At 56.5% G+C, this 26412-nt stretch carries 22 protein-coding genes and 1 tRNA gene; 2 read left to right on the plus strand and 21 right to left on the minus strand.

Annotated elements, in window-relative coordinates; translation table 11 throughout:
* Positions 1–7: 7 nt before the first annotated feature.
* The 18 genes from B5F35_RS04125 to B5F35_RS04210 form a co-directional block, all read right to left on the minus strand.
* Positions 8–358 carry a hypothetical protein gene (locus B5F35_RS04125; RefSeq protein ID WP_087238343.1) on the minus strand — a complete coding sequence of 117 codons (351 nt, stop codon included), beginning with the start codon at positions 356–358 and terminating at the stop codon, positions 8–10.
* Positions 359–509: 151 nt separating this feature from the next.
* Positions 510–1709 (minus strand): DUF5104 domain-containing protein, encoded by a 1200-nt coding sequence (locus tag B5F35_RS04130; RefSeq protein ID WP_140401141.1) that lies wholly within the window; start codon positions 1707–1709, stop codon positions 510–512.
* A 171-nt stretch (positions 1710–1880) separates the two neighbouring features.
* Positions 1881–3353, minus strand: a complete 1473-nt coding sequence (gene mobQ / locus B5F35_RS04135) for a MobQ family relaxase (RefSeq protein ID WP_087238347.1) — start codon at positions 3351–3353, stop codon at positions 1881–1883.
* Complete coding sequence (locus tag B5F35_RS04140; RefSeq protein ID WP_087238348.1) at positions 3354–3644, minus strand: DUF3847 domain-containing protein; 291 nt, start codon at positions 3642–3644, stop codon at positions 3354–3356.
* 334 nt (positions 3645–3978) lie between these two features.
* Positions 3979–4458 carry an SMI1/KNR4 family protein gene (locus B5F35_RS04145; RefSeq protein ID WP_242969392.1) on the minus strand — a complete coding sequence of 160 codons (480 nt, stop codon included), beginning with the start codon at positions 4456–4458 and terminating at the stop codon, positions 3979–3981.
* A gap of 296 nt (positions 4459–4754) precedes the next feature.
* On the minus strand, positions 4755–5378 hold the full coding sequence (locus B5F35_RS04150) for an SMI1/KNR4 family protein (protein WP_162611319.1): 624 nt from the start codon (positions 5376–5378) through the stop codon (positions 4755–4757).
* A 228-nt stretch (positions 5379–5606) separates the two neighbouring features.
* Positions 5607–5996, minus strand: coding sequence for a hypothetical protein (locus B5F35_RS04155; RefSeq protein ID WP_087238352.1), 390 nt, complete (start codon positions 5994–5996; stop codon positions 5607–5609).
* Between the two features lie 4 nt (positions 5997–6000).
* Complete coding sequence (locus tag B5F35_RS04160) at positions 6001–6306, minus strand: hypothetical protein (RefSeq protein WP_087238354.1); 306 nt, start codon at positions 6304–6306, stop codon at positions 6001–6003.
* A gap of 165 nt (positions 6307–6471) precedes the next feature.
* Positions 6472–6687 (minus strand): helix-turn-helix domain-containing protein, encoded by a 216-nt coding sequence (locus B5F35_RS04165; RefSeq protein WP_087238357.1) that lies wholly within the window; start codon positions 6685–6687, stop codon positions 6472–6474.
* Between the two features lie 67 nt (positions 6688–6754).
* Positions 6755–7696, minus strand: a complete 942-nt coding sequence (locus B5F35_RS04170) for an RNA polymerase sigma factor (protein ID WP_087238359.1) — start codon at positions 7694–7696, stop codon at positions 6755–6757.
* Between the two features lie 316 nt (positions 7697–8012).
* Entirely contained in the window at positions 8013–9881 is a 1869-nt protein-coding gene (locus B5F35_RS04175; RefSeq protein ID WP_087238362.1) for a beta-N-acetylhexosaminidase, read from the minus strand.
* Between the two features lie 121 nt (positions 9882–10002).
* A complete protein-coding gene (locus B5F35_RS04180) occupies positions 10003–11802 on the minus strand; it encodes a heparinase II/III domain-containing protein (protein ID WP_087238364.1) in 1800 nt (599 codons plus the stop codon).
* A 55-nt stretch (positions 11803–11857) separates the two neighbouring features.
* On the minus strand, positions 11858–13012 hold the full coding sequence (locus B5F35_RS04185; protein ID WP_087238366.1) for a serine hydrolase domain-containing protein: 1155 nt from the start codon (positions 13010–13012) through the stop codon (positions 11858–11860).
* A 225-nt stretch (positions 13013–13237) separates the two neighbouring features.
* A complete protein-coding gene (alr, locus tag B5F35_RS04190; RefSeq protein ID WP_087238368.1) occupies positions 13238–14425 on the minus strand; it encodes an alanine racemase in 1188 nt (395 codons plus the stop codon).
* 42 nt (positions 14426–14467) lie between these two features.
* Positions 14468–18223 carry a phosphoribosylformylglycinamidine synthase gene (locus B5F35_RS04195; RefSeq protein ID WP_087238427.1) on the minus strand — a complete coding sequence of 1252 codons (3756 nt, stop codon included), beginning with the start codon at positions 18221–18223 and terminating at the stop codon, positions 14468–14470.
* A gap of 155 nt (positions 18224–18378) precedes the next feature.
* A complete protein-coding gene (locus B5F35_RS04200; protein WP_087238370.1) occupies positions 18379–18837 on the minus strand; it encodes a threonine/serine exporter family protein in 459 nt (152 codons plus the stop codon).
* Positions 18838–18850: 13 nt separating this feature from the next.
* On the minus strand, positions 18851–19615 hold the full coding sequence (locus B5F35_RS04205) for a threonine/serine exporter family protein (RefSeq protein WP_162611325.1): 765 nt from the start codon (positions 19613–19615) through the stop codon (positions 18851–18853).
* Between the two features lie 28 nt (positions 19616–19643).
* The gene (locus B5F35_RS04210) at positions 19644–20531 is read right to left on the minus strand and encodes a patatin-like phospholipase family protein (protein ID WP_087238374.1); all 888 of its coding nucleotides are present in this window, start codon (positions 20529–20531) and stop codon (positions 19644–19646) included.
* A 174-nt stretch (positions 20532–20705) separates the two neighbouring features.
* On the opposite strand from B5F35_RS04210, the gene B5F35_RS04215 reads away from it, so the two are divergent.
* Together B5F35_RS04215 and B5F35_RS04220 are read left to right on the plus strand one after the other, a co-directional pair.
* Positions 20706–22487 carry an ABC-F family ATP-binding cassette domain-containing protein gene (locus B5F35_RS04215; RefSeq protein WP_087238375.1) on the plus strand — a complete coding sequence of 594 codons (1782 nt, stop codon included), beginning with the start codon at positions 20706–20708 and terminating at the stop codon, positions 22485–22487.
* Positions 22488–22618: 131 nt separating this feature from the next.
* Positions 22619–22695: transfer RNA gene (locus tag B5F35_RS04220), tRNA-Val, on the plus strand.
* A 184-nt stretch (positions 22696–22879) separates the two neighbouring features.
* Here the strand turns inward: B5F35_RS04220 and B5F35_RS04225 are convergent.
* From B5F35_RS04225 to B5F35_RS04235, 3 genes are all read right to left on the minus strand, one after another.
* Positions 22880–23794, minus strand: a complete 915-nt coding sequence (locus B5F35_RS04225; protein WP_087238377.1) for a carbohydrate ABC transporter permease — start codon at positions 23792–23794, stop codon at positions 22880–22882.
* A 13-nt stretch (positions 23795–23807) separates the two neighbouring features.
* On the minus strand, positions 23808–24761 hold the full coding sequence (locus tag B5F35_RS04230) for an ABC transporter permease (protein WP_087238379.1): 954 nt from the start codon (positions 24759–24761) through the stop codon (positions 23808–23810).
* Between the two features lie 67 nt (positions 24762–24828).
* A complete protein-coding gene (locus B5F35_RS04235) occupies positions 24829–26403 on the minus strand; it encodes an extracellular solute-binding protein (RefSeq protein WP_087238381.1) in 1575 nt (524 codons plus the stop codon).
* Positions 26404–26412 lie beyond the last annotated feature (9 nt).

The following is a 26412-nucleotide window of genomic DNA, read 5'->3' on the forward strand; positions in this document are numbered from 1 at the left end:
GCGTTTGTCATGCCTGCCCCTCCATTTCTCCGGCGTTTTGCTCCATAATGCGCTTTAATTTTCTGTCCAGCGTTTCCGTCCCCTCATAGCTGCCTGTGACGGAGTAGACGGTGCCGCCGATCTCCCGCTGCAAGGTAAGCTCCGGCAGCCAGAAGGCGGAAAGGTTTTTGACGCGGATATGGCCCTCCGCGTCAAACCAGAAGCGGCGGGGCTGGCCCTCCGGGGCAGGCTCCGGCTTGGCGTAGGGGTCGGGGTTGGAGAAGCGGTATTCGTCCGGGGCGGCGGCCTCCTGTTCGGCATAGGCCCGGATTTCCTCTAATTCCTCCGGGGTAAATTCCTTGTGTTCCTTGTCGTTCATGGTCTTGCGCTCCTTTCATTTTTTGCATGAGAAAGGCGCGGCTTGCTGGCCGCGCCTTGGTGGGTGGTGTTCGGTTGCTATGCCGCCCACTGGAAGGACAAAGTGTCCAGAGGTTGGCGGTAGGCTGGTCGTTGGGCAGGAACAAAACTTTTCAATCATCGCTTTCCACTTCCGGAACTGTCACATTGCAGGAAACACTTTCTGTTTCTGTGGTTGCCGTAATGGTATATGGCATTCGGTAATCAAGCTCGGAAAACGAGGCCTCCCAAGTAAGCGCATCAACTTGCATAAGTACAACTCTTTCTATTTCATTATTTGACGGAAGGGCTGGGGCAGCAGTTACCTCTGCCTCCACACTGGTGACGATCCTGACCGTGTGTGTTTCACCCCTGGACAGGCGTTTCAAATCGTCTTCCTGCGGTTTAATCGTCAGTATTTTCAGGAACGCTCCCGGCTCGTCCCGGCCATCCATCCTATAATCCAAATATAACTCCTTCGGATAGACGGAAATACTGTAAATACCGAGGGATTCTCCTGTGTCGGACAGCATATCTCGGATGCTGCACCGAAAATCCTGATCGTCGGTATGGATCGTCCCCAGCCAATGGCGCATGGTAACATCCATGTCAAACAGTGTCCTTTGCTCCGTTGTCCAGGTATCAAAATCCCAGGAAGTCATTTCCTGTTGCAGAAACGCCGCCATCTTGTCCACCTGTTCCCGCAGGTCATCTGCATTTTCCTGCGAAGGCTGTGAAAACATCTGATACAATCCATCCGCGTCACCCGCAGAGGCGAAGCTTAACAGGGCGTCCATCGGCTGCTCCGCAAATGCTCCACCCTGATAGACGATATAGCAGCCAGTTTCGTGTACCCCCAAATTGTTATAGTCCTCCCGCAAGCTGTCCGGGAAAAGTATCAGGCTGTAAAATCCCACATTATCTGAGACATAAGAGTCCCGTGGAACATCTATAATGCGGCAGCGGTATGTTGTATTGTCCGTGTAGAGTGTGGCGTACATCTCCCTGCGCTCAACGATCATTCCGTGGTCTGCGTCTTTATGATACCGACTGGAACCATCAACCTCATAAGAGGTCATTTCTTCCTGCGCGAATTGAACAAATGCCCCTACCTTCTCCCGCAAATCGGCATTTTCATTTTGGGCAGTTCGAGAAAACACCTGATAGATTCCGTCTATATCGCCTGCCTCAGCCAAATCGAACAATTTTTCAAAGGTTTTTTCTTGAGTTGGGTATGGCCAATACTCTCCATCTTTGATCCAATCCTTCTGTTCACAACCGGCAAGGGAAAACAGGAGCAGGGCGGAAAGGGCGGCGGCTATGATCTTTTTCAAGGGCGTGGTTCTCTTTATTGGCTGCTTGGGTCGCTGCACAAAGTTCTCTCCTTCCTCCAGTAACAGGTCAATCGCTGGCCCGCCCCCGCCTTTGGGACAAAGTGTCCCAGCAGGGGCGGCCCGTCAAAGCTGATTCCATTGTACCATCCCCGGCGGGAAATGGGAAGTCCCTTACCGCTCCATATCCCTGTCCCGGCGCTGGGTGTGGGCCTGCTCCTGCCGCCGCCGGGCGGTGTCCACGGTGGATTTCACTTGGTACAGCTTCATCAGGTCGTCCCGGATGGGCTTGTACTTGGCGTAGTCCTCCTGATACGCCTGTTGCAGCTTCCCCCGCTCCGTCTGCCACTTGGTAAGGGGCAGCTTGCCCTCCGGCGTGAAGTGGGGTTCCAGCTTGCGGCGGGCCATATAAAACTGCCGCAGCTCCCCCTCATGGGCGGCCTTGAATTTCTCCCGCTGGCCCTTGCGGTGAATGGCGTTGAGCTGGGTGTGGATGGGTTTCAGCTCCCGGTAGCGTTCCGCCTGTTCCAGCAGGCCGTCCAGCTCTTTTATCCGCGTTTTCTTCTTGTCCATGCTCTTTTTCAAAGCGTCTATCGCGCCGCTGTGGGAAGTGACGCGGGCCTCCAGATCGTCCACGGTATAGAGCTTCTGCTCGGTCAGATAGTTCACGGTATCGGCAAACTTTTGGAGATTGCCCACCTTGCCCTTATTGCTCCATGCGCCCGCGTTCCGCGCCCCGTAGTAGGCGGATAACAGGTCGGCAAGGGTGGGGGCCTGGGGCTGGGACAGTTCCTTCCGCACCTCGTTGAGCCAGCCGAACAGGGCCTTGACCTTCTGCCGCAGCTCTTTCAAGAGGGCGTTGGTGGCCCTGATCCAGCGGTTGAGTTCCCCCTTGTCGGTGGCGATCCCCCGCGCCTCCATCTGCCGCACCGCTGGCCCCTCATGGACGGTGGGGAGCAGGTCTAATCCCTGCCGCAGATAGGAGCGGTGGTCGATCCGGCAGGGCAGCCCCTTTTCCTCAAACTTGGCGTTGCACATCTTGGCCCAGGTTTCCCGCCAGTGTTCCAGCGTTTCCGGGCGGCCCCAGTCGGTGGTGGGCACCGCGTCAAAGAGGGGCTTGCCCTTCTCGTCCAAAATGCGGTTCCCGTCCTCGTCCAGCCGGTAGACGCGCCGCTGTTTGTAGCCCCATTTGCCGCTTTCCAGAATGGGCCGGATGGGGCAGAGGACATGGAAGTGGGGGTTGGGTATGCCCCCGTCCTCTTTGTCGGGCTGGTGTACGGCGAAGTCCACCACCATGCCCCGGCTGACAAACTGCTCCAACAAAAACTGCCTTGCAAGGGCGATGTTTTCTTCCAGCGAAAACTCGTTCTGCAAGGCAATATCAAAGCTGTATGCGAGCTGGGCGTCCTTGCCGCGCTCGGCGGCTTCCAGCGCGTTCCACAGGGTCTGCCGGTCTTGGTAGGCGGGCGGGGCCTGGGGCGGCAGGAGAATATCGGAGCAGATCACGCCGCCCTTGCGGGTGTAGTCGCTGTACTCGCCGTAGCGTTCACTGTAAAGCCGCTCCCCGGCGCGGTAGGCGGAGGACGCGATGGCAGACTGTCCGGCGCTGCGCTGCACCTGCGTGACCGACAAATGAAACAGGGCCATTTACCGGCCCTCCCGCTGGGCGGCGGCCTGGACAGCGGCCCGCACCTCCGGCATGGAAAAAATCTGCTCGGCAAGGGAATAGAAGCCCTGCTCGGACAGGGGCTTGACCTCCGGGGCCACGCTCTCCACGGCGGCCCCTCTGGTAATCAGGCGGTGGGCGCGTTTCTGCCGCTCCCCCTTCTCATAGTATTTCTTCCGCTGCTCCAACCGCTGTACCCGGTGCCGGTACTGTTGCAACTTGGCCTCGTTCTCGGCGTACTCCTGCCGGAGCTGTTCCAACTCTTTGCTCATGGTCGTTGACCTCCTTTTTCTGAAAATGGGCGAAAAAAATGACCGTCCTCCGGGGTGTTTCCGGTGAGCGGTCAGGGTGTCGGTGTTCGGTTATCAGGCCCTCGGAAGGGGGACAGACGCGCCAGCGGGTGTCCCCCTTCCGGGGGCGGGCGGGGTAAGGCGCGGTAGCGCCGCAAGGGGGGCACCCCCTTGGACGGAGCGTAGCGACGCAAAAACGGCGGGTTGCTCCATCTGGCAATCCGCCGTTCCGCCTCGCAGAGCGCACGAATACATGGCCGTCAGGCTATGTATAGAAGTGCGCCATTCGGTTCCTAAAGGGTTTTCAGTTACATCCTCATAGTGCTGTTATAACATCAATTCCGATTCCATTGACGAGAAAATCTGTGAGTGTGTCTGCTATTTTATACGCATATTCAAAACCTAAGCTGCCTGCTTCCACAAAATATACGCCAAATCCATCGTTGCCAAACCCATATAAATAAACCATATCGCCTAAATCATCACCAATAAACCAAACCTTACTGATAAAGTTTTCTTTCATAGGATGTGCAAACTCATTTTGCATACCTAAGGCCCTGTTTGCTGACCAAAGACAAATAGGTATGCTTCCAATATCTTCATCATCGCTTTCAATTTCAAATTCTATACTGCCAATATTTCTAGTACCAGAAATACAACTTAAAAATTCATAATAATCAGCAGGTAGTTGTATCGGCGCCTTTTCAACAATTTGTTTAATTATTTCTTTTCCACCCGGATATACTTCATCTTTATCAAACTTTAATTGTTTATTGATGTTGTCAATAATGCTCACTGCTCACTCGTTCACCTTCTTTCAAGTGCAAGACTATTTCTTAGGCTGCTTTCACAAATGTTCCCTTGCAAACTTCCTCGCCGCCTCCCGGCGTTTCTCGTTGCATGGCGCGGTCAGCGGTCAACAGAAGCGGCCCTCGTCAATTTCAAAGGTCTTGCAGCCCCAGCCATTGTCGTGTGCCTGCTGACCATGCTCCGGTCAGGGAAGGATACAGGCTGCTGACTTGTCCTGATTTTCTGCTTGATTTTTATTAGCTGGACTTGTTCCTAAAGGGATTTTGCGCAACCACACTTAACTCACAAATAGATGACATTTTTAGGATAATTCTTTTGTCGCTGTTTCCATTTTTCCACATAAGGTCTGTTACTTTCGGTGGGATCATAGACCCAACCGCCAGTACACCAGTCTAAAAGACTCTTGAAATCAGCAAAACAAACGGCCTTCGTAGGCATGTTTTTATCATAGTCCTCTTGGGTATCAAATCTGAATATAATTTCATCATGCTCCAAACAATAAATATCTTCAGTCAAACAGTCAAGAATTAAGATGCGATCATCATTCATGCCACCGATCTGGATACATTTCATTTCCCAATTTCCGTCATTGCTCGGAAAATTAACAAGTGCTTCGCTAGCTTTGAAAAGTTCGATTTCTACCTGTCCAATCATTCCATCATCTGGTTCCCATAGCCACCTTTCTTCATCTCCTACATCTTTTGTTGGATTGCAAAATGAGGGAAATACCTCGTTCTTTTGAATGACTTTAGGGTAATAGATTGCCCCGTCCGGGTGTTGACATAAAAAATTCTTATAGTCACTCGGAAGTGAAAGACCAATCCTTTTTTCCAGCATATCTATGGTATTCACTTTATTGAACACTCCTTCCATTTCAGCAATCTTTTGGCGCTGTTGTGTTCCCACGCAAACTTCCTCGCCGCCTCCCGGCGTTCCTCGCTGTATGGCGCGGTCAGCCGGAAACAGAAGCGGCCCTTGCCGATCTCAAAGATCATGCAGCCCCACTCTTTGTTATGTACCTTCTGACCATGCTCAGGTCAGTGGAGGGCGTAGGCTGCTGGCTTGTCCTGATTTTCTGCTTGATTTTTATTAGCTGGACTGGTTCCTAAAGGGATTTATACACCCGCTGCTTTTTTAATCACTTTGAGTAACTGTTTTCGTGGTTCCGTCTTTACAATCCCAAAAGACAAAGAAAGAAGTTCCGTATGACACGCCATCTCGTTTAGTAATGGTATCAAGTTGCCCTACAAAAATCATTGGCTTTCCCTTGTTAAACTGCCAGTCATCCCCTTGTATCCATTGGGGTTTTTCTTTCATTACTTGAAAATCTTTTTTTATTTCGCTCTCAAAATATTCTCTTATTTCATTTTTGTTTCCAGTATAATTTTTCAGTAATTCACAAAAATAGTTTTCGCTTTCAACACTTGAAAAAGGGTCAATTCCTATTTCGCTTCCCAACTCAAGTAATAGTTCAAAGATATCATCTGGTAGTTCGGTTGAAAATGTATCATATCCAAGTTCCATTGCATTATCCTCCACGATATATTAACCTTTCGGTGGCATTGTGTTCCCTCGCAAACTTCCTGGCCGCCTCCCGGCGTTCCTCACTGTATGGCGCGGTCAGCCGGAAACAGAAGCGGCCCTTGTCGATCTCAAAGGTCTTGCAGCCCCAGCCGTCATCGTCCACCTCCCGGCAGCACTCCGGCCAGCGGCGGGCGTAGGCTCCCAGCCGGTTCTTCAAGTCCGTGTTGTGGGTGCTGACGGTGATCCGGGGGCCTTGCTCGTCAAACTCAATTATAGTCGTTTTCTGGCTTTTCTTCAATCCTGTTTTCATGTCCTCCGCTCCTTTCCCTTGATTTTCGGCCCGTCCCGCGAGAGGGGCCTTTTTCGCCTCTTTTTTCCGGCTCTTGACTTGGAAAAAACGGCGTTTTTGCGTTCAAAATGGCCCGGATGGGTCATAGTCCGTTCCGGGCCGCTGTTATCGCCTGATTTTCGTTTTTTACGGCTCTTGACCGGGATTCCCGCCCCCGTTGGTGTGGCGGCGCAGATAGGCGATCAAGTCCTGCTTCATCACCAGCTTGCGCCCGCCGATTTTCAGCGTGGGGAAGTCCGGCGCGTTCATCAGGTTGTAGGCCCCCGCTCTGGACAGGTGGAGCGCGGCGGCCAGCTCCCGCACATCCATCACATCGGGAAACGCTGCAAAAAGTTCCGGCATTTGTCCTCCTTTCCGGCCCGTGAAAAAGCGGCGGCCCCCGTCCCCGGCGGCTGCCGCTCCATGCGCCTTATTTGCTGTCGTGCCTGTCTAAATACTGCTGATATTCGGACAGTACAAAGTCCTCGTATGCCCCCGCGATCTTGGCGATCCGCTTGTGTACCGCGCTGGCGGTCTTGTAGCCCACCCTGTCCGCGATCTCCTGCTCAGTATAGCCCTCCATGCGGAGCTTCAATATCTCCTTGTCGGTGTCGTTGATATGCCCCGCCGCGAAGGTGTCAATCTGCATTTGGGACAGGACGGAGTTCTCAAAGTCCGCCCGCGGGTCTGCCACCTGGGAAAACTCGCCGCCGCTCTCCATCAGTTCCTCTAACGAGATGGCCTTGCCGGAGCGGTCGTGGTGCCATTTCCGCAAAAAGTCCTTCTTGACGGTGCTGCCCCGGCTGTCGTAGTCCTCCACCGCCCGGTTCTCCCACATCGCGTCAATGACCGGCTGCCAGTTCTGCTCCGCGATCACCATGTCGGTCAGGTTCCCCACAAGGTTGCTGAATTGCTGGTAGGTCAGCCACGGCACCTCCATCCCCGGCGGCATATTGTACAGGCTCTGGAAGGAAAGACCGTTTTGCTCAAACTTCATACGGAGATAGGGGATGATGGCGTAGGACAGCCGCCACAGGGGGGAGTGGCCCGCGTATTGCTCCCGGTCGCCGGGAATGTCCCGGTAGTTCCCTCTGCGGTCTTTTACCTGAAAGAATTGCCACGCCGTCCAGGAATAGCAGTCCCACACCAGCAGCTTAAACATATCGTGCCGGATGATGGGGTCGTATTTGTCCGTCCGAAGCACCTCATAGGGGCTGCGGGGCAGGGTAAGGGCGGGCTTCCATTTCTCCGCCAGCTCCACCGGCAGGCTGTAAAACAGGGTCAGCCACGATTTATCATCGTCCTGCGGTATCTCGATGATCTCTCCGGGCAGCACCACAAGGAAACCTTTGGGGCCGTTTTGCTGTGCCATGCGCGTCACCTCCGTTTCTGGCCCTCTACTCTATATGGCTTGGGAAGGGCCGGATTGTTCCAATGTTTCCAAACTTTTTTCAGATTTTTTGAAAAATTCCCGGATGGGAAAGGAATGGATGGGTTTACTACGATTATAGCGGAAAAGTGGGAATAAGTCCATTGTGTTTGAAACAGGCAAAAAGAGAAGCGGCACATGGATTCTCGTCCATGTGCCGCTTGCCCCCGCTCCTGCCGGACAGCCGCCATAATTTAGTTGTTCACTGTCTTATGGACTACCGGCTAACAGCGGTGTCAGCTTTTTTCAGCAAAACGTCTTAGATTGCCCCGATCTCACTGGGCAGAATGATGTTGTTCCAGTGCATGGAGGGAAGGTCCTCGCGGCCCTTCACAATTTCCTTGCCTTCGTACGGCAGACGCGGCTGCTCAAGCTCCTCGAGCGACGATACCTCGCCGGTCAGCCAGCCTTCCATGCGTGCGGAAGCGGAGCAAAGGCGCTCCTTCAGGCCGCCGATGCGCACGTCGAACGCATCCAGGCCGGCGGGACGGTTTTCCATGAGCCACTGGCGGCGGAACAGCTCCGCAAAATGACCGACACGGCGCAGCAGCTCCGGCAGGACCTCTCCGGACTGGCGGATTGCCTCATCGCGGTCTCCGGCCAGATAAGCGGCGCGCAGATCAATCCCGACACGGCACTTGATTTCCAGCACCCGGCAGAGCGCGGCTTCCGTCTCAAAGAGAAAGTCCCACTCCCCGCCTTTTTCCGCTGCTTTTTCCAGCTTTTCAGCACAGGCGGCATAGTGAGCGGCGTAAGAATCCGGCTCTACATGCGCGTCAAACATTCCCTGGAGCACATCCTGGAACAGAAGATACTTGTGCGCGGTGACGGAGCAGCGGTTTTCGAGGTTTCCGGGGGTAAAATGCGGCTCATCGAGCAGCAGGAAATCATCCCAGTCCGCATGGCAGGCAAAGCGGAAGCGGCTGCGCAGGCTGTCCTCCTGCGCCTGTCCGGCATAGCACAGCTCCGCCCAGTATTGCAGCGACGGGAGAATGGCAAAGAAGGAGGTTTCCCCGCCGTTGTCTCCCCAGGCGGTCACCAGGACCTCCTTCACGCCGTGCTCGACACAGCTCTCATGAGCCAGCTTTGTGACGCGGAAGGAGAACCGGTTATTCGGGCAGAAGCCTACCCATTTCCACGCGCCGCCCGCGAAAATGATATTCTTCGTCATCTCCGCATGCCGATCCAGCATGTTGTCATAGATGGATTTTTTCTCGGAATAATAATCCCAGTAAACCAGAGACACATCCTCCGGGATGGTTTCCGCGATGCGCGGATCCATCTTGCAGTCCTCGGCATAGTATTCGCCGCCCGCTGCCAGACGGAAGAACATATCGCTCCACATCATCGGATGCAGGCCGTGCTTGTTGGCCAGCTCATGCACACGGCTGAAATGATCCAGCATGATCTGCATTCTGTCACGGTAGCCATGCTGATCCAGATATTTTCCCAGACCGACCAGATGCGCCTCGTCCATGCCGATGTTGATCCGGCGGCTTCTCACACACGAGGAGAACTGACGGAACATCGCGTCGATCAGCTCATACGTCTTATCCTCTCCGGCCAGAAGGATATCGTCGAGGTCGTGCACATCGCGGAATACACGCCAGCGGAAAATCTGGCGCAGATGGGCCAGCGTCTGGATCGCGGGAACCAGCTCGATGCCGAAGGAATCCGCGAAATCATCCATCCAGCGCAGATCCTCCGCCGTATAGCGGCCGCGTCCCCAGCCAAAGTATGGATAATCCGGAAGCTCATAAACGTCCTCAATGTAAAGCTGAAGCACCGTATAGCCCATGCGTGCCAGATTTACGACCAATTTGCTAAAACCGTCCCGGTTGAGCACCGCACCGCGGGAGCAGTCGGCCATCAGGCCCAGATCGCGATAGGCCGGCGTTTCCTCCACAGAGAAATCCTTTCCAGAGGCCAATCCTTCCTCAAGCAGCGTCAGCGCACGGCCGAAATACGCTTCGCGCCCGAGACGCATCTGCACATTTCCTTTCTCGCACGAAACCGCAATACCTTTCCCTTCATGGGAAACCGTCACCTTGTCCCCGTCAAAAGGAAGCTTTCCTTCTTTGTAAAACCAAGAGAGCATTTTTTCTTCCCGCTGGGTTAAGCCCTTCATTTTTCATTCCTCCCTAAGGCAAAATATCCGTTGTCCAGACAGCACCTACTGTACCATAGGATGCAGTAAAAATCAATTTTTTTCGAGAAATATTTAGAAAAAATCATGGTAAAAAACATTTTCAGCGGATACGGATGGAAAGCCGATCGGAAAACGGAAGAACAATGCGGTAAAGCGTGTCGGGCCAGGCCAGCCGCAGGCGCGCGTTCTGGATGGAAAGAATCTCCACGCGGGGAGATTCCGTCAAACCCTCACAGAGGATTTCTCCCAGTGCTCCGGCGGCAATCCGGCCGCCCCCAAGGATTTCCGGCTTTTCCTGAAGCAGCAGGTGCATGTCCGCACGGCGATAAGAACCCCGGCACTCATCCTCCAGGCGCAGCCCCTCCGGCAAAAGCGTGACCACGCGCCGGAAGGATTCCAGCCCGGCCTGCTCCGGCCAGGCGGCGGAAAGCTCCATGGACACGCAGAACCCGCCGTCCGGCTGGGAAACCTGCACCTCGCGCGCACGGAAGGCCGCGCCGTCGCACTGCATCACGCCGTCAAAGTCCGGCAGGTTGTGGTAGGAGGACTGCATCGTCCAGATTTCATAGCGCTGCGGGGAGAAGGTTTTTCGGCAGTAGGTTTCCACACCGAGATCAATCAGGAAGGGCTTGCCGTCCCGGTACAGGATCACACTTCCCACATCGTTGTGATTATGGCTGTCCGCGTTGTTCCCTCCCTTGACAGCCAGCTGCCATACACCGCGCCGCGCTGTATACACACCGTTGCTGGGATAGAGGGCGCCGGCGGCAGGGGGGTTCTTCCCCGCGCGCTCCGCATACTGTGCCATCTCGCCCGCATGATCCAGCTCCAGCAGCTGCTCCCACAGGCTGATCCGCATCACGTCCCCATCCTCCTGCGGATCGGAAAGCGACTCCAGCCAGTCGCGGGCCGCAAAGGATGCCATCTCCCCGTTTCCCGTGCGAACCGCGAAAAGATAATCCCTCGCGCCTCGCCGTCCCGCAACAGGAGAACAGTCGGCAAAGTTGAAATAATAGATCCCATCCACATGCATGTGATAAATGTAGGACGCCATGTTCGCAATCTTCTTTTCCTTCCAGACAGAATCAAAGACGCCCGGCGCGGCAAGCTCTACAATCCGCAGGCAGCTGAACAAGCACAGCGCCGCATGACCGTAATACTGCGCCCCCTCGCTGCAGCAGCCGTCCTCCCCGTAATCCTTCAAAAAGCAGTCCAGCGACCGGCACGCCTGCCCGATCACACGGCGGCGCACCGTCTCATCGAAGGGCAGGGTAAATGCGCACAGGAGCACGTTCTGCGTGCACCAGGGTGTCCAGTTGTTCATTTCCTCGTCCCCGTTTCCCATCCACCAGAAATGCTCCGTCAGATACGGGGTCAGGATGCGCCGGTTTACCTCCAGAAAGATCCGATCCCGCACCGGCTGCGACAGATGATCCGCAAGGACAGCGGCGGCACAGGAAAGCAGTGCGCCGGTCTCCGCGGCAAAGAGGTCGACAACAGGCCGGGAGACATCCGGCCACGGAGCCTGCGGCGCATCCCGCACATAGGAATTGTGAGCCGGAAGCTGCCAGGCGCTCTCCTCGCACAGCGCCCAAATGGTATTGACCGCCTCCTCCAGCCACCGGGAATCCTCTTTCAGCAGGAAGCCGCACACCAGATCCGTCAGCCGCCGCCTGCGCGGAAAATAGAGGCCTTCAAAGTGCGCGCGGTCTCCGATGCGGGAAAAGGCCAGCCAGTCACTTGCCAGAATACGGGACAGCGGCGTCTGCGCGGCGCGCGCCGCGCGGGTCAGTGTCAGTTCGCGTTCCTTCTCCGGCAGATGCTCCAGGTGTGCATGCGAAGGCATGGGGCAAACGGGATGCAAAATCTGCGGGAGAGAACTCAGCTTTTCTTCAAACATATCCCCTATCTCCTTAAAAAGCCGCCCTATGCGCAAAAGGACGCAGAGAAGCGTTTCAAAGCACCCAGCGGTAAATTCCGTTGCGCAGCATGCGTCTGGCGCAATCGTTTTCCCTGTCAATCTGCGCCGTCATAATAAGCGCGCAGACCTTCTCCTCAGGATGAATCTCCATATAGGTCCCAGCCCAGCCGTCCCAACCGTACTCACCCTTCCGGCAGACGACGCACTGCTCCTGCGGGCTTTCCAAAATCCGCATCAGATTGCCGTAGGTATATCCGCGCAGACGCGGCCAATCGAAGGTTTCCTGCTGGCGCGGTGTGAGATGACCCGAGCGCAGGAAGCGCACGGTCGCGGGATGCAGATAGCGGCGGCCGCCGCTTGTCCCCTCCCGCATGAGCATCGTCATGAAAGCGGCATAATCCTTCGCGGTGGAGACCAACCCCGCTCCGCCCGACTGGAACGCCGGCTCAGTCTCGGAATCGAGGATCACCAGATGCTTGTCGTGGTAGGGAACCGGTTCGCTGCCGGAGGGCATCCGGTAAATTACCGCAAGCCGATCCTTTTTCTCCGGCGGGATGAAAAATCCGGTATCCTCCATGCCAAGCGGCTCAAAAAATTCACGGCGCAGATATTCCCCAAACCGCATGCCCGACACAACCTCCACGACCGCGCCGAGAACATCCGCGGACGCACCGTACCGCCAGCGCGTGCCGGGCTGGAACACCAGCGGCGTCTGGGCGATGCGGTTGGCCAGTTCCACGGTGCCGAAGGCGCCCGGCCCCTCGGCTTTGGCCATCGCCTCCTCAAATAAGCGGCTCATCTCCGGCGTTTCCTCTCCCTCGGGATACGGAATCCCGGAGGTCATGTTGAGCAGATCCTGGATGGTGATCTCACTCTGGCGCGGCACAAGCCGTCCATCCTCGCGCACCGGCTGTTCGCGGAACGCGGGGAGATACCGCGTCAGCGGATCCATCAAATCCAGCAGACCGTCCTCCCACAGCTTCATCACAGCCGCCGCGGTAACAGGCTTGCTCATGGAATACAGATGAAAGATCGTATCTTCCCGCGCGGGGATGTTGCGCTCTTTATCCGCATAACCCGCTGTTCTGGAATACACCGTTTCGCCGTCCCGCTGCACCAGCACGTTCAGACACATGTAATCTCCCTGTCGGCACAGGCTGTCGATCAGGCTGTCCAACTTTTCTCTCATTTTTCTGCATCTTCCTTTCCCTGCCGTCAAATACGGCACATTCTCCTCCCGGCTCCCGCCCGGTGCGGGATTCGGTGCGCGGGAAACGTTCTTTCCCGCTGTTTTTTATGATATCATTGCAAAGGTGCGCGGTGCAAGAAAATTTTTTGTATAAAAATAAAAAATCTCCCCCGGCGTAATACCAGGGGAGATTGTATGGAAGCTTTGCAAGAAAGGTTTATGTTTTTAGGGCGTGAGATGGTGCATCCGGTTCTCCACGGAGATTGGACGACCCCTGCGCAGGTACACGCGGGGAACACGGCGGCTCACACCGCAGATCAATTCATATCCGATCGTGCCGATCAGGGAGGCCAGCTCGTCAGCGGAGGGATCCCGGCCAAACAGCACCACTTCGCTGCCTACTTTGGCCTCGGGAATGTCCGTCAGATCAATCATCAGCTGGTCCATGCAGATCCGACCGATCACCGGCGCGCGCTTGCCGCAGACTGTCACCCAGCTTTTTCCAAAGAGGGCGCGAGGATAGCCGTCCGCGTAGCCCGCGGGCACCGTGCCCACAATCATGTTGCGGTCGGCGGTAAAGCACCGGCCATAGCTGACGGTAGTTCCTTCCTCCACCTGTTTCACGAGGGAAACCATGCTTTTCAGGCACATGGCAGGGCGGGAGGAAAGCGGATGCTGCATCTCAAAGGAGGGCTGAAGGCCGTACAGGATGATCCCCGGGCGCACCATATCCAGCTGAAACTCGGGATAGTCGAGCAGGCCCGCCGAGTTGGCACAATGGCGCAGGCGGAAGGTTACGCGGCGCTGCTCCAAAAGGGAAATGGCGTGGGTGAAGATCCGGAACTGACGCGCCGTGTAATAGCCGCCGTCTTCCCCGCCGTCCGCGACGGAGAAGTGGGTAAAGATCCCCTCCGGAATAATCCCCGGAAGCTGGCTGGCACGCTGCATCTCGTCGATGCTTGCCCGGTCGCGCTCCTTGTCCTGATACAGAAAGCCGATGCGGCTCATGCCGGTATCCACCGCGATGTGGCCTTTGACGGTATAGCCGCCGCGCTGGGCGACATCGGAAAGGCGCAGCGCATAGTCGAGCGAGAGAATGGCCTGCGAGAAATTCCCGGAGCACAGCCGCATGGCCAGTTCCGGCGGCGTGTAGCCCAGAATCAGGACCGGCAGGCGGATCCCGGCGCCGCGCAGCTCCTCGGCCTCCTCCAGATTGGAGACGGCCAGCCAATCCGCACCCATGGCCTCATATTCCTTTGCGACGGTGACGGAACCATGACCATAGGCGTCGGCCTTCACCACACAGCACAGCTTGGTGCCGGGATTCAGGCGCTTCTGGATTTCGCGGAAATTATAGGCGACGGCATCCAGATCAATCTCCGCCCACGTCCGGCGGATAAAGTCCAAGTTCATCAGCTTGCCTCCTTGCAGATGGTAAACAGGATCAGAAACACATTATTTGAAATACCGCACGCCGGACTCGAACAGAAGCGGATCCTTTTCGCCGGGAACGTTGGCATACAGATGATCGCCCTTGCGCTCTGTGTGGCCCATCTTGCCCAGGACGCGGCCGTCCGCGCTGGTGATGCCCTCAATCGCGCAGACCGAGCCGTTCGGGTTCCACTCGATCGAACCGCTGACTTTGCCGCAGGGCGTCACATACTGCGTGGCGATCTGGCCGTTGGCGATCAGGGTATCCAGAACCTCGGGGCTTGCCACAAAGCGGCCCTCGCCGTGCGACACCGGCACCGCGAACACGTCGCCCGCGTTCACGCCCGCGAACCACGGCGACTTCACGCTGGTGACACGGGTATAGGTCATGCGGGAAACATGGCGGCCCAGAGTGTTGAAGGTCAGCGTCGGGGCAGCCTCGCTTGGACGGGTGATCTTGCCGTACGGCACAAGGCCCAGCTTGATCAGCGCCTGGAAGCCGTTGCAGATGCCGAGCATCAGGCCGTCACGCTTTTCCAGCAGCTCCGCCACAGCGTCCGCAATGCGCGGGCTGCGGAAGGTGGTGGCGATGAATTTGCCGGAGCCGTCCGGCTCGTCGCCGCCGGAGAAGCCGCCGGGCAGCATCACGATCTGGGCGCGGCGCACGGCCTCCTCCATGCGTGCGATCGTCTCCTCGATCGCGGCGGCGGAGAGGTTGCGCACGACCAGGATCTCCGTCTCGGCCCCCGCCTTCTCAAAGGCGCGCGCCGTGTCGTATTCACAGTTCGTGCCGGGGAACACCGGGATAAAGACGCGCGGCTTCGCGGCCTTGATCGCCGGGGCCTTCTGACTGCGCTCCGTGAAGAGCGGCACATCACGCTCCACGGGAACCTCGGGCGCGTAGTTCGGGAACACCTTCTCCAGCGGCTCCATCCACAGGCGCAGCAGATCGTCGATCGCCATCGTCTCGCCGCCGATCGTCACCTCCGGCTCCTCCTTCGTCTCGCCGAGGAGGATCGCGCCAAGGCTCTCCGGCAGATCGCTGGACGCTTCCACCACGAGAGAACCGGACAGCGGGGCAAACAGCTCAGTCTCGCTGCAATCCGCGAACGCAAAGCCGATCTTATTGCCGAAGCACATCCGCGCAGCGGCAGCGGCAGCGCCGCCCTCCTTCACCACGGAGACCGCGCCGATCGCGCTGTTCTCCATCAGGCCGAGAACGGTGCGGTAGAATTCCTTGACCTTTTCCCAGTCGGGCAGAAGGGTCTCACGGTTTTCCGGCAGGGGCAGCAGCCACACCTTGGAACCGCCCTTTGTGAAGGCGGCGGAACGCGTCTTGCTGGCCTTCGTCATCGTGACGGCAAAACTCACCAGCGTCGGCGGCACGTCGAGCGTCTCAAAGGTGCCGCTCATGGAGTCCTTGCCGCCGATGGCGGGCAGGCCCAGGCCGAGCTGGGCTTCCAGCGCGCCGAGCAGCGCGGCGGCAGGCTTGCCCCAGCGCTTCGGATCGCCGGTCATGCGCTCGAAATACTCCTGGAAGGTCAGACGGGCCTTGAGCGGATCGGCGCCGATGGCGCACAGCTTCGACAAGCTCTCCACCACAGCCCAGGCCGCGCCGTGGAAGGGCGAGAAGCGGGACACGCCGGGAATGTAGCCGAAGCTCATCGCGGTCGCGTCGTCGGTGACGCCATGGCGCACCGGCAGCTTCGCAGCCATGGCCTCCTCCGGGGTAAGCTGGTATTTGCCGCCAAACGGCATATTGACGGTCGCCGCGCCGATGGATGCGTCAAAGCGCTCGGCCAGACCCTTCTGGCAGCAGACCTCGAGACGGGACAGGTTCTCGCGGAACGCCTGCGCCGTGCTCTTGCCGGCCAGATCGGCGGGAACCATCGTCCGGTAATTCTTCTCCGGGTCAACGGCGGCAATCTCCACCTTCGCGTTCTGGGTCACGCCGTTCGTATCGAGGAAGGAACGCGCCAGGCTCACAACACGATCGCCGCGCCATGTCATATCGAGACGGGGATCCGCCTTCACGACGGCTACCACCGTAGCGTCGAGGTTTTCGCGCGCGGCGGCGGCACAGAAGGCCTCCACGTCCTGCGGGGCAAGGACGACGGCCATACGCTCCTGGCTCTCGGAAATGGCCAGCTCGGTGCCGTCGAGGCCCTCGTATTTCTTCGGAACCTTATCGAGATCGATATCCAGGCCGGGGGCCAGCTCGCCGATTGCAACGCTGACGCCGCCCGCGCCGAAATCGTTGCAGCGCTTAATGAGCGTGGAAACAGCGGGATCACGGAACAGGCGCTGGATCTTGCGCTCGGTGGGCGGATTGCCCTTCTGCACCTCCGCGCCGCAGACCTCCACGGACTTCTCCGTGTGTGCCTTCGAGGAACCGGTTGCGCCGCCGATGCCGTCGCGGCCTGTCGCGCCGCCGAGCAGGACAATCACGTCGCCCGGAGCGGGCTCGAGACGCACCACATTCGCCTTCGGGGACGCGCCGATCACCGCGCCGATCTCCAGACGCTTCGCGACATAACCGGGATCGTACAGCTCCGTGACCTGGCCGGTGGCAAGGCCGATCTGGTTGCCATAGGAGCTGTAGCCGTGGGCCGCACCCGTGGTGATCTTGCGGCTGGGAAGCTTACCGTGCAGCGTCTTTTCGACCGGGACGCGCGGATCGCCGGAGCCGGTCACACGCATGGCCTGGTAGACGTAAGCGCGGCCGGACAGCGGATCGCGGATCGCGCCGCCAAGGCATGTCGCCGCGCCGCCGAACGGCTCAATCTCCGTCGGGTGGTTGTGCGTTTCATTCTTGAACTGAACCAGCCAATCCTCGGTTTTGCCGTCGATCGTAACCGGTACCTGGATCGAGCAGGCGTTGATCTCATCGCTCTCGTCGAGATCCGGCACAAGGCCGCGGCGCTTGAGCACCTTCGTGCCGATGACAGCCATATCCATCAGGGAGACGGGACGATCCGTCTGGCCGTACACTTCGTCGCGCACCGTGAAGTAATGGCGCAGAGCCTCCTCAATAGCGGCGGAAACAGGGCTCTTCTCCACCTCGATATCCGTCAGGCGCGTCGAGAAGGTGGTGTGGCGGCAGTGATCGCTCCAGTAGGTGTCGATCACGCGCAGCTCCGTCACAGTGGGATCGCGGTGCTCGCTGTCGCGGAAATAATCGCGACAGAAGAACAGATCCTCACGGCTCATGGCAAAGCCCATGCGTCCATAGAACGCATCCATCTCCGCATCGTTCCAGGAGATGAAGCCGGTGATCCGCGCCACGTCGGCGGGAACATCGGCTTGCAGGCCAAGCGCCTCCGGCTTTTCCAGGGAAGCCAGGCGGCTCTCCACGGGGTTAACCATATACTGCTCGATCTTTTCCAACTCCGCGTCGCTGACGCCGCCGCCGATCGCTACCACGCGCGCCGTGGCCACCTGCGGGCGCTCGCCCTGCGTGAGGAACTGGACGCACTGGGCCGCAGAGTCCGCGCGCTGATCGTACTGGCCGGGCAGGTATTCCATGGCAAATACGCGGTATCCCGCGGGCGCTTCGTAGGTTTCCTCATAGACATTGTCCACATTCGGCTCCGAGAAAATAGTGTCCCGCGCCTGCGCGAATTCCTCCGCGCTCATCCCGGAAATATCGTAGCGGTTGAGCAGCTTCACGTCCGTGACGGACTTCATGCCAAGATTCTCCACCAGATCCGCCCGGATGTGCTGGGCCTCCACATCGAAGCCCGGTTTCTTCTCCACAAATACGCGAATTACGTCAGACATAATTTCCCCCGTTTCCGGCCTTGCGGCCAATTTGCGGCGCGGGCGCAAAAATCCCCCCGCATCTCCCTTTTTCTGCTCCCTATTTTATCATATTGCCTTCTTTTTATAAAGTCATATTTTTGAAGAATTTGTCAAAAACGGTGCAAAGAATTCGGTCATCCTGCGCGCCCCGCGCGGCGCTCCCGACGTTCCTCCGCCACAAGAGCCACGATCCGCGCAAGCGTTGACACCACCAGGATTCCGAGCGCCAGCGCCCCCGCGATTCCCAGCGTGTGCATCCCCGTTTCCAGAAACATTTCCGTGTTCCCGGCGATGCCGTATTCCATCGTGTAATAGATGCCGCCTCCCGGCACCATGGGAAGAAGCGCGACATGCAGATATCCCGTGGCCGGAGAACGGCGCACGCGCGCCATCACCTCCGCGTAAACGGCAAGCGCCAGCGTGCCGAAAAAGTATTGCAGGATGTCGTTTTGCAGCGGCGCGCAGAGCACATAGACAAACCAGCCCAGCGCTCCGCCAAGCGACGTCCAGAACATGGCCGCGCCGCGCACATGCAGCGCGACGCAAAAGGCCATACAGCATCCAAACGCATAAAAACACGGCAAATATTCCATCGCGGCACCCCCTCTACACACCGAAAATCAAACGCGGCAGCATGAGCGAAACGCCCACACCGAGCGCGATCGCCGTGGCCACCAGCAGGCTTTCGCAAAAACGGATCAGCCCCGCGACCACATCTCCCGCCATCATGTCGCGCATGAAGGTGGTGATCACGATCCCCGGCACCAGATTCATCAGCGCACCGATGATGATCTTGTCGGTGTTGACGGCAAACCCAAGCGTGACGGCTCCAAGCGTGATGAAACCCGATACCGCCCCGCCGAACAGGTTGCAGAAAAAAGCGTTGACCCGCAGCCGCTCCAGCCCATACAGCAGCAGACGCATCACAGCGCTGCACAGAGCCGCCCACAGACCGTCCTCAAAGCTTCCCCCAAAAAACAGGCAAAAGAAAAAGCCCACCAGCGGAGCCGCCGCAAGCTGGGCGCCAAGTCCGTAAACCGGACGCGCCTCCACCTGCGCGAGCATCTCGCGCGCTTTTTCAAACGAGGGGCATTCCCGGCAGATACGCCGGCACACATCGTTGGCTTTGTCAACGCGATCCAGATTTGTCTGCCGGTTCAAAATCCGTTTGACGCGGGTAATGGGAGCACCGCCGGGCGTGTTGATGGTGACATAGATGCAGCTTGGGATGGCAAAGATGTTGCTGTCCCGGACGCCATACGCTTCGAAAATCCGTGTCATGGATTCCTCCACACGGTAAATCTCCGCACCGCTGCACAGCAGCAAACTTCCTGCCTGCGTCGCAACGTTCAAAAGCTCTTCACGCTCCACGGGCACTCCCCCTCCTCTTGTTTTCTGGTTATGTATGCGCAAAGGATGCGCCGCTTTCCTGTGCGTCACGTGCCAGAATGGCACGAATTTGCGGAAGCTTGGCACGGCAGTCCTCGCAGCCCAGCTCATAGATTGCTTTGAGCCGTTCGGGATCCTTCTCATACCGGCTCACCAGCAGGGGGGTGCGCGGGCGCACAACGACGGCGTTGCCCAGCCGTTCCTCCACACGGCACAGCTCGATCTCACTGTTGTAAATCTGGCTGCGGTCCAGCATTGTCTGGACAAAATTCGGATAATCGCCGTATTTTACACGGAGCACGGCGCGCGGAAAATCCGATTTCGGCGTTTTGCGGTAGGCAGGATCGCGCGTGAGCACAACCACATTCCGGCGGTTGCCGTCCACCATCGACTGTTCGAGCGGAATTGGCATCGCACAACCGCCGTCCAGCAGCTCATACCCCTTGTAGGAGACGATCGGGGAAACAAACGGCAGCGAACTCGACGCGCGCACCGGGACGAGCATGTCGTCCATCTCCTCCTTGTCAAAAAAGACCACCTGGCCCGTTTTCAGATCGGTCGCGCCTGTGCGCAGGCGAACCGGCGAGGAAAACAGGGCATCATAATCAAGGGGAACCAGCTTGTGAAACAGCTCCCCAAAAATAAAGTCAAAGCCGAAAATCGCTCCCGTCTTATACAGACTGGTCACGCTCAGATACCGCTCGTCGCGGATATAGTTGTAGAAAATCTCATAGTTGCGCTTATACTGGCCTGCCAGAAAGCTGACCGCGTTGCACGCTCCCGCGGAAATCCCATAGACGCTCGGAAAGGAAATCCCTTCCTCCAGCAAAACGTCCAGCACGCCGCTTGTGTAGGCGCCGCGGGTTCCTCCACCCTCGAGCACAAGACCAACCGACATAAAAAAGCCTCCTTCCGGCAAGTCGTGATGCTTTCATTATAGGCGCATCCGATCCCGTTTTCAAGGGCGAAGCCTTTCCGAAACGCCTTTGCTTTTCCGCGCCGGATCGTGTACAATAGGAAAGCGCCGCGCGAAACGCAACGCGCGGAAAAGTGGAAAGGCGGGCGCAGACACATGACGGTTTATCTCACGGCGGAAGCCATCAGCAAAAGCTACAGCGAGAAAACGCTGCTTGAAAACGTATCTCTCACGGTCAACGAGGGCGATCGGATCGGCCTGATCGGCGTCAACGGGACAGGAAAATCCACCCTGCTCAAAATCCTGGCCGGTCTCGAAACACCGGACAGCGGCAGCGTCACGCGCATGACAGGACTGCGCACAGCTTATCTGCCGCAGAATCCGGAGTTCACCCAGGGACTGTCCGTCCTGCGGCAGACCATGCTGCACGCCGCTTCGGGAGACTCGGCGGAATACGAATGCCGCGCGCTGCTGACGCGCCTTGGCCTGCGCGATCTGGATCAGGATGTCTCCCAGCTTTCCGGCGGCCAGAAGAAGCGTGCGGCGCTCGCCGCCGCTCTCGCGGGACACGCCCGCCTGCTCATTCTGGACGAACCGACGAACCACATCGATATGGACACCGTCCTGTGGCTCGAGGACTTTCTCGCAAAATTCAACGGGGCCGTCGTCATGATCACGCACGATCGGTATTTTCTCGAGCGGATCTCCAACCGCATTGTGGAATTGCAGAACGGTTCCCTCTATCAGTATCCCGCAAATTACTCCAAATATCTCGAACTCAAAGCCCAGCGCGAGGAAATGCAGGCCGCAAGCGAACGCAAACGGCAGGCCCTGCTGAAAAAGGAATTGGCCTGGATCCAGCGCGGCGCGCGCGCCCGCGGTACGAAGGCGCAGTTCCGCATCAACCGCTTTGAGGAGCTCAGCAGCCAGCCCGTGCAGGAGCAGGAGGAAACGCTGACGCTCTCCGCCCTCTCCAGCCGTCTCGGCAAAAAGGTCATTGAAGCAGAGGCCATCGGAAAATCGTATGACGGCAGAAGCCTGTTTCATGACTTTTCCTATCTGCTGGCACGCCGTGACCGGCTCGGCGTCATTGGCCCCAACGGCTGCGGCAAGAGTACGCTTCTGCGTGTTCTGGCAGGCCGCCTGGCCCCGGACGAAGGCAAGGTTGTCTGCGGCGAAACAGTGCGGATCGGCTTTTTCAGCCAGGAGGGGCAGGAGCTGAATCCGTCGCAGCGCGTGATTGATTTCATCCGCGACACCGCCGAGCGCATCGAGACGCCCGAAGGAACCGTTTCCGCCTCCCAGATGCTTGAGCGCTTCCTTTTCCCCGCCGCCCTGCAATACACCACCATCGGCCGCCTGTCGGGAGGTGAGCGCCGCCGCTTGCAGCTGCTCAACGTCCTCATGCAGGCCCCGAACGTCCTGTTCCTCGACGAGCCGACAAACGATCTGGATGTGGAAACGCTCGCCATTTTGGAAGATTATCTGGACGCTTTCCCCGGCGCGGTGATAGCCGTCTCCCACGACCGGTATTTTATGGACCGCGTCGCGGCCCACACATTTGCCTTTGAGGAGGACGGCACGCTGCGGCAATACCTCGGCGGATACAGCGATTATCTCGCCGCCCGCCCCGATCCTACCGCCGATCGCGCGGAAACGCCGCGCCCGAAACAGGAACGCCGCCGCACCGCGCAGAAGCTGAAATTCACCTTCCGCGAACAGCGCGAATTTGAGACGATCGACGATGAGGTGGCGGAGCTGGAAGAAAAATGTGCTGCCCTCCTTCGGGAAATGGAGCAGGCCGCAAGCGATTATGGCCGCTTGCAGGAGCTGTCCCGCGAAAAAGAGGAAGCCGACCGTGCGCTTGAAGAAAAAACAGAGCGCTGGATTTATCTTCACGATCTGGAAGAAAAAATCCGGGCACAGGAAGAAGGATGACGCCCGTTTTCCCGCCAGAATTTTGGCGCAGAAAATTTTTTCAAATTTTCTGAAAAAAACGCTTGCATTTTTGAAGATGATAGGGTATAATAATCAAGCACTCGAGAGAGCGCACAAAAAATGCAAGATATGGACGATTAGCTCAGCTGGCTAGAGCATTCGCTTGACGTGCGAAGGGTCATAGGTTCGAGTCCTATATCGTCCACCAAAAAGAGACCGGAAATATCCGGTCTCTTTTTTTGCTTATCGCTTTTCCTCCTCCAATTCCATGCGGATCTTACGCAGGATCGAACCATAAATCCGAATGTTAGATCGAAAACAGCTCTGTCCCCGCTTTTTCGGGAACAGAGCTGTTTTATGTTTTATCAGGGAAACCGAACCATCGCCTTTTCTTATCCTTTGACCGCTCCGATCATGACACCTTTCTCGAAATACTTCTGAATGAAGGGATAGACACACAGAACCGGGACAGTCGATACGATGATCACACCGAACTTGATTTGATCGGCATACTGCTGTGCATAGGCGCCGCCTCCCACTCCAGTGGTACCAGCCATCGCCTGGTTGAGCAGCAGCAGGTTGCGCAGAACGATTTGCAAGGGCTGATAGGCATCGCTGTTCAGATACAGCAACGCGGTAAAGAAATCATTCCAATGGCCCACAAGATAATACAGCATAATAACTGCAATCACCGCCTTTGACAGCGGAAGCACAATTGTGCCAAAATACCGAAAATGGGAGCAGCCGTCCAGTGTTGCCGCCTCATAGAGTTCGTCAGGAATTGACGTCTCAAAGAAGGTACGGGTGATAATCAGATTGTAAACGTTCACTGCTCCATAAAGAATCATCACAAGCGGACAATCCAGCAAACCAACATCCTTGATCAACATATAAGTCGGGATCATACCGCCATTAAAATACATGGTAAAAACAAACAGCTTCATGATAATGCGGCGCGCCGCAAACCCTTTACGGGACAAAACATACGCTGCCGGAAGCGTGACGGCCAGGTTCAGGGCCGTACCAAAGAACGAGTACATAATGGTATTCAGATAACCTCTCCAAATATCTTCGCGCTGGAAAATCTGTTCATAACCGTACAGGCTCACGCCTTTTGGCCACAAAATCACCTGCCCCTGATTGACTAAAGTGGAATCACTGAAGGAAGCTATTACGATAAAATACATGGGGTAGGCAACGATCAGGAAGGAAAAAAAGGTGATGACGCCCACCACAATGCGGAAAGAAAGATCGGCTCCGCTTGTGGAGCGAAGCGCCGGCTTTTCCAATGCTTTTGCTGCGGTCATATTGTTCCCCCCTTTACACCAAGCTGATATTGGCAACGCGCCTGGAGATCTGGTTTGCCAGCACCAGAAATACAAAATTCACAACGGTATTAAACAGGCCAACCGCCGAACCGAAGCTGAATTGACTGGACTTCAGGCCTACATTATATACATAAGTAGAAATAACCTCCGATACCCCTTTGTTCATAGAATTCTGCATCAGGTAGGTTTTTTCAAAGCCAACGCTCAAAATGCCTCCCATATTCATAATCAAAAGAATGATAATCGTGGGAAGAATGGCGGGAAGCTCCACATGCCACACCTGCTGCCACCGGTTTGCTCCATCCACTTTAGCGGCATCATAAAGCTGACCGTCCACGGCGGCAAGAGCCGCAATGAAAATGATACTGTTCCAGCCGGCGCTCTGCCAGATACCGGAGATCACATAGACCGGAACAAAAGCGGAGGGATCTCCCAGAAGGTTTGTCTTTTCTCCCACCAGCCCGACTGTGCGAAGCGCATTGCTCAGCACTCCCGTCGTGGGGGAAAGCAGGATTTGGAGCATCGCCACAAGGACAACCGTAGAGATAAAATAAGGCAGATAAACAACTGTCTGAACAGTCCGTTTCCAACGCGCGCCCTTGACGGCGTTGATCGCAATCGCAAGGATAATGGGAATAGGAAAGCCACAGATCAGGGAAAAGAATGCGATAACAAAAGTATCGCGAATGGTGGGAAAAAACATTGGACTCTGAAAATACTGTATAAAGTATTTGAACCCGACCCAGTCGCCGCCCGTAATCCCCTTGCTGAAATTATAGTCCCGAAATGCCAGCTGCAAGCCATACATGGGACCATAACAAAAAATCAGGATATAAAGAGCCGCCGGCAAAATCATCACCCAAAGCTGCCAGTCGCGGGCAAACGTTTTCCAGAGACTGATTCTTTTTCGGGGCGCAGCCGCTGCGGCTGTGCTTGCCTGTTTCATAGATCACCTCTCCTTTCAGCAAAGAAGGGGATGCTGCAACCGGCATCCCCTTCTTCCCGTGTGCCAATTAAGCCATGGTTTCCAGATAGGTATCGTAGGCAGCCTGACGAATCTCAAGATTTTGAGACAGGCCGGAATCCAAAACAGACTGTACGTAGGCATCCCACTCCGCATCAATGTCCCTGGAAGAATCGGTGACCCAAGCGGACCAGGTCTGGTCAGTCAAATTATCAATGTTGGCCTGGTTCATGGCCAATGTGTTGGTATCCGTCTCGTTATACTTCATGAAAAGCTGTGGATAGATATCATTCGTTTCCAGATTTTCATAGAGCGGATCGTAAACGGCTTTTTCCTCATTCATCGCCTGCATATCGGTGCCCAGCTTGAGATCCAGCCCATCGCGGATATAAATTGGTCCATTGTCGCGCACGCAGCCGTCGGCCTCATTCATACCGCCGAAGAGCACTTCAATGCTCACCTTTTCATCATAGAAACCGTCGATGAACTTCATAGCCGCTTCCTTATTCTGGCAATTCGCACTCATCGCAATGCGGTTTCCGCCATAGTTGATGTCGTAAAAATCATAGGAGAAGCACACTTTTTCTGTACTGGAATCCTCCTTCAGCTGCGGAATGGAAACATACTGATCCGCCAGCTCCAGGCCAAACCGATCTCCGCCTTCCGCTCCCCAGGTAAACCCAACCTTAGCGGTCGTTCCTTCGCCGCGTGCCAAGGACTGGAATTTGGAATAATCCTGTGTGATGGCTTCCTCGTTGATCAGGCCGAGACTCCACAGCTCCTGCGCGAACTTGACGGTCCTCTTGAACCGTTCGTCAATGTAATAGTTTTTCACTTCGCCATCCTCGGCGAAATAGCCGCCTGGATAGTTGCTCGACAACTGTAAGCCGGTGCTTCCCAAAAACTGAGATAAACCGTAAGGACTGTTAAAGCCGCCGTTAAAATCCATCGGGATTTCATCATTGGGGTCACCGTTTCCGTTGGCATCCTGCTCTTTAAAAGCGATCAGAACCTCCTTGAGCTCCTCCCACGTCGTCGGGATCTCCATATTCACGTTGTCCAGCCAGGTTTGATTGATAAAAATAGTGCCGTTCGTTTTGGGCCATACGCTTTGATATTTAGGCGTTCCAAAAATTTTCCCTTCCAATGTGGTGCACAGGATCTCTGTCTCCGGTACCTCCTCGAACATGGCCTGCAAATTGGGGGCATACTGTTCAATCCATGGTTTCAGATCTTCAAACAGCCCATAGTACTGAATATAATCGGAATCCGCTGTCGCGTTAAAGAGAAGATCCGGAATCTCCCCGCTGGCAAACATCGCGCTTTTCTTCTGATCCCAGTCAGCCGATATTTGCTGCCATTCCACATCCACATTGCAGTCAGCTTCCAGATCGGTCAGCCACTGCATTTCATTGACATCCTTCGTCAGAGAATGTTTGTTAAACAGGGCTGTCAGCTTCACAATCTCTCCGGAGTCTCCTCCCTCCCCGCTGGTATCCGCTGCCGAGGAACCGTTTGCGGTGCTTTCCGCCGTAGATGCCGTATTCTCATTGGCGCAGGCAGTCAGACACGAGGCGAGCAGTGCACACGCCAGCATAGTGGTCAGAACAGATTTCCTTTTCATTTTCGATTC

Source organism: Anaeromassilibacillus sp. An200 (assembly GCF_002160025.1).
Lineage (GTDB): Bacteria > Bacillota > Clostridia > Oscillospirales > Acutalibacteraceae > Caccousia > Caccousia stercoris.

Excerpts from the sequence above, each read along its gene's own strand:
- B5F35_RS04125 (WP_087238343.1), bottom strand. The coding sequence starts at position 358 with ATGAACGACAAGGAACACAAGGAATTTACCCCGGAGGAATTAGAGGAA.
- mobQ (WP_087238347.1), bottom strand. The coding sequence starts at position 3,353 with ATGGCCCTGTTTCATTTGTCGGTCACGCAGGTGCAGCGCAGCGCCGGA.
- B5F35_RS04140 (WP_087238348.1), bottom strand. The coding sequence starts at position 3,644 with ATGAGCAAAGAGTTGGAACAGCTCCGGCAGGAGTACGCCGAGAACGAG.
- B5F35_RS04155 (WP_087238352.1), bottom strand. The coding sequence starts at position 5,996 with ATGGAACTTGGATATGATACATTTTCAACCGAACTACCAGATGATATC.
- B5F35_RS04160 (WP_087238354.1), bottom strand. The coding sequence starts at position 6,306 with ATGAAAACAGGATTGAAGAAAAGCCAGAAAACGACTATAATTGAGTTT.
- B5F35_RS04165 (WP_087238357.1), bottom strand. The coding sequence starts at position 6,687 with ATGCCGGAACTTTTTGCAGCGTTTCCCGATGTGATGGATGTGCGGGAG.
- B5F35_RS04170 (WP_087238359.1), bottom strand. The coding sequence starts at position 7,696 with ATGGCACAGCAAAACGGCCCCAAAGGTTTCCTTGTGGTGCTGCCCGGA.
- B5F35_RS04175 (WP_087238362.1), bottom strand. The coding sequence starts at position 9,881 with ATGAAGGGCTTAACCCAGCGGGAAGAAAAAATGCTCTCTTGGTTTTAC.
- B5F35_RS04180 (WP_087238364.1), bottom strand. The coding sequence starts at position 11,802 with ATGTTTGAAGAAAAGCTGAGTTCTCTCCCGCAGATTTTGCATCCCGTT.
- B5F35_RS04185 (WP_087238366.1), bottom strand. The coding sequence starts at position 13,012 with ATGAGAGAAAAGTTGGACAGCCTGATCGACAGCCTGTGCCGACAGGGA.
- alr (WP_087238368.1), bottom strand. The coding sequence starts at position 14,425 with ATGAACTTGGACTTTATCCGCCGGACGTGGGCGGAGATTGATCTGGAT.
- B5F35_RS04195 (WP_087238427.1), bottom strand. The coding sequence starts at position 18,223 with ATGTCTGACGTAATTCGCGTATTTGTGGAGAAGAAACCGGGCTTCGAT.
- B5F35_RS04200 (WP_087238370.1), bottom strand. The coding sequence starts at position 18,837 with ATGGAATATTTGCCGTGTTTTTATGCGTTTGGATGCTGTATGGCCTTT.
- B5F35_RS04210 (WP_087238374.1), bottom strand. The coding sequence starts at position 20,531 with ATGTCGGTTGGTCTTGTGCTCGAGGGTGGAGGAACCCGCGGCGCCTAC.
- B5F35_RS04215 (WP_087238375.1), top strand. The coding sequence starts at position 20,706 with ATGACGGTTTATCTCACGGCGGAAGCCATCAGCAAAAGCTACAGCGAG.
- B5F35_RS04225 (WP_087238377.1), bottom strand. The coding sequence starts at position 23,794 with ATGACCGCAGCAAAAGCATTGGAAAAGCCGGCGCTTCGCTCCACAAGC.
- B5F35_RS04230 (WP_087238379.1), bottom strand. The coding sequence starts at position 24,761 with ATGAAACAGGCAAGCACAGCCGCAGCGGCTGCGCCCCGAAAAAGAATC.
- B5F35_RS04235 (WP_087238381.1), bottom strand. The coding sequence starts at position 26,403 with ATGAAAAGGAAATCTGTTCTGACCACTATGCTGGCGTGTGCACTGCTC.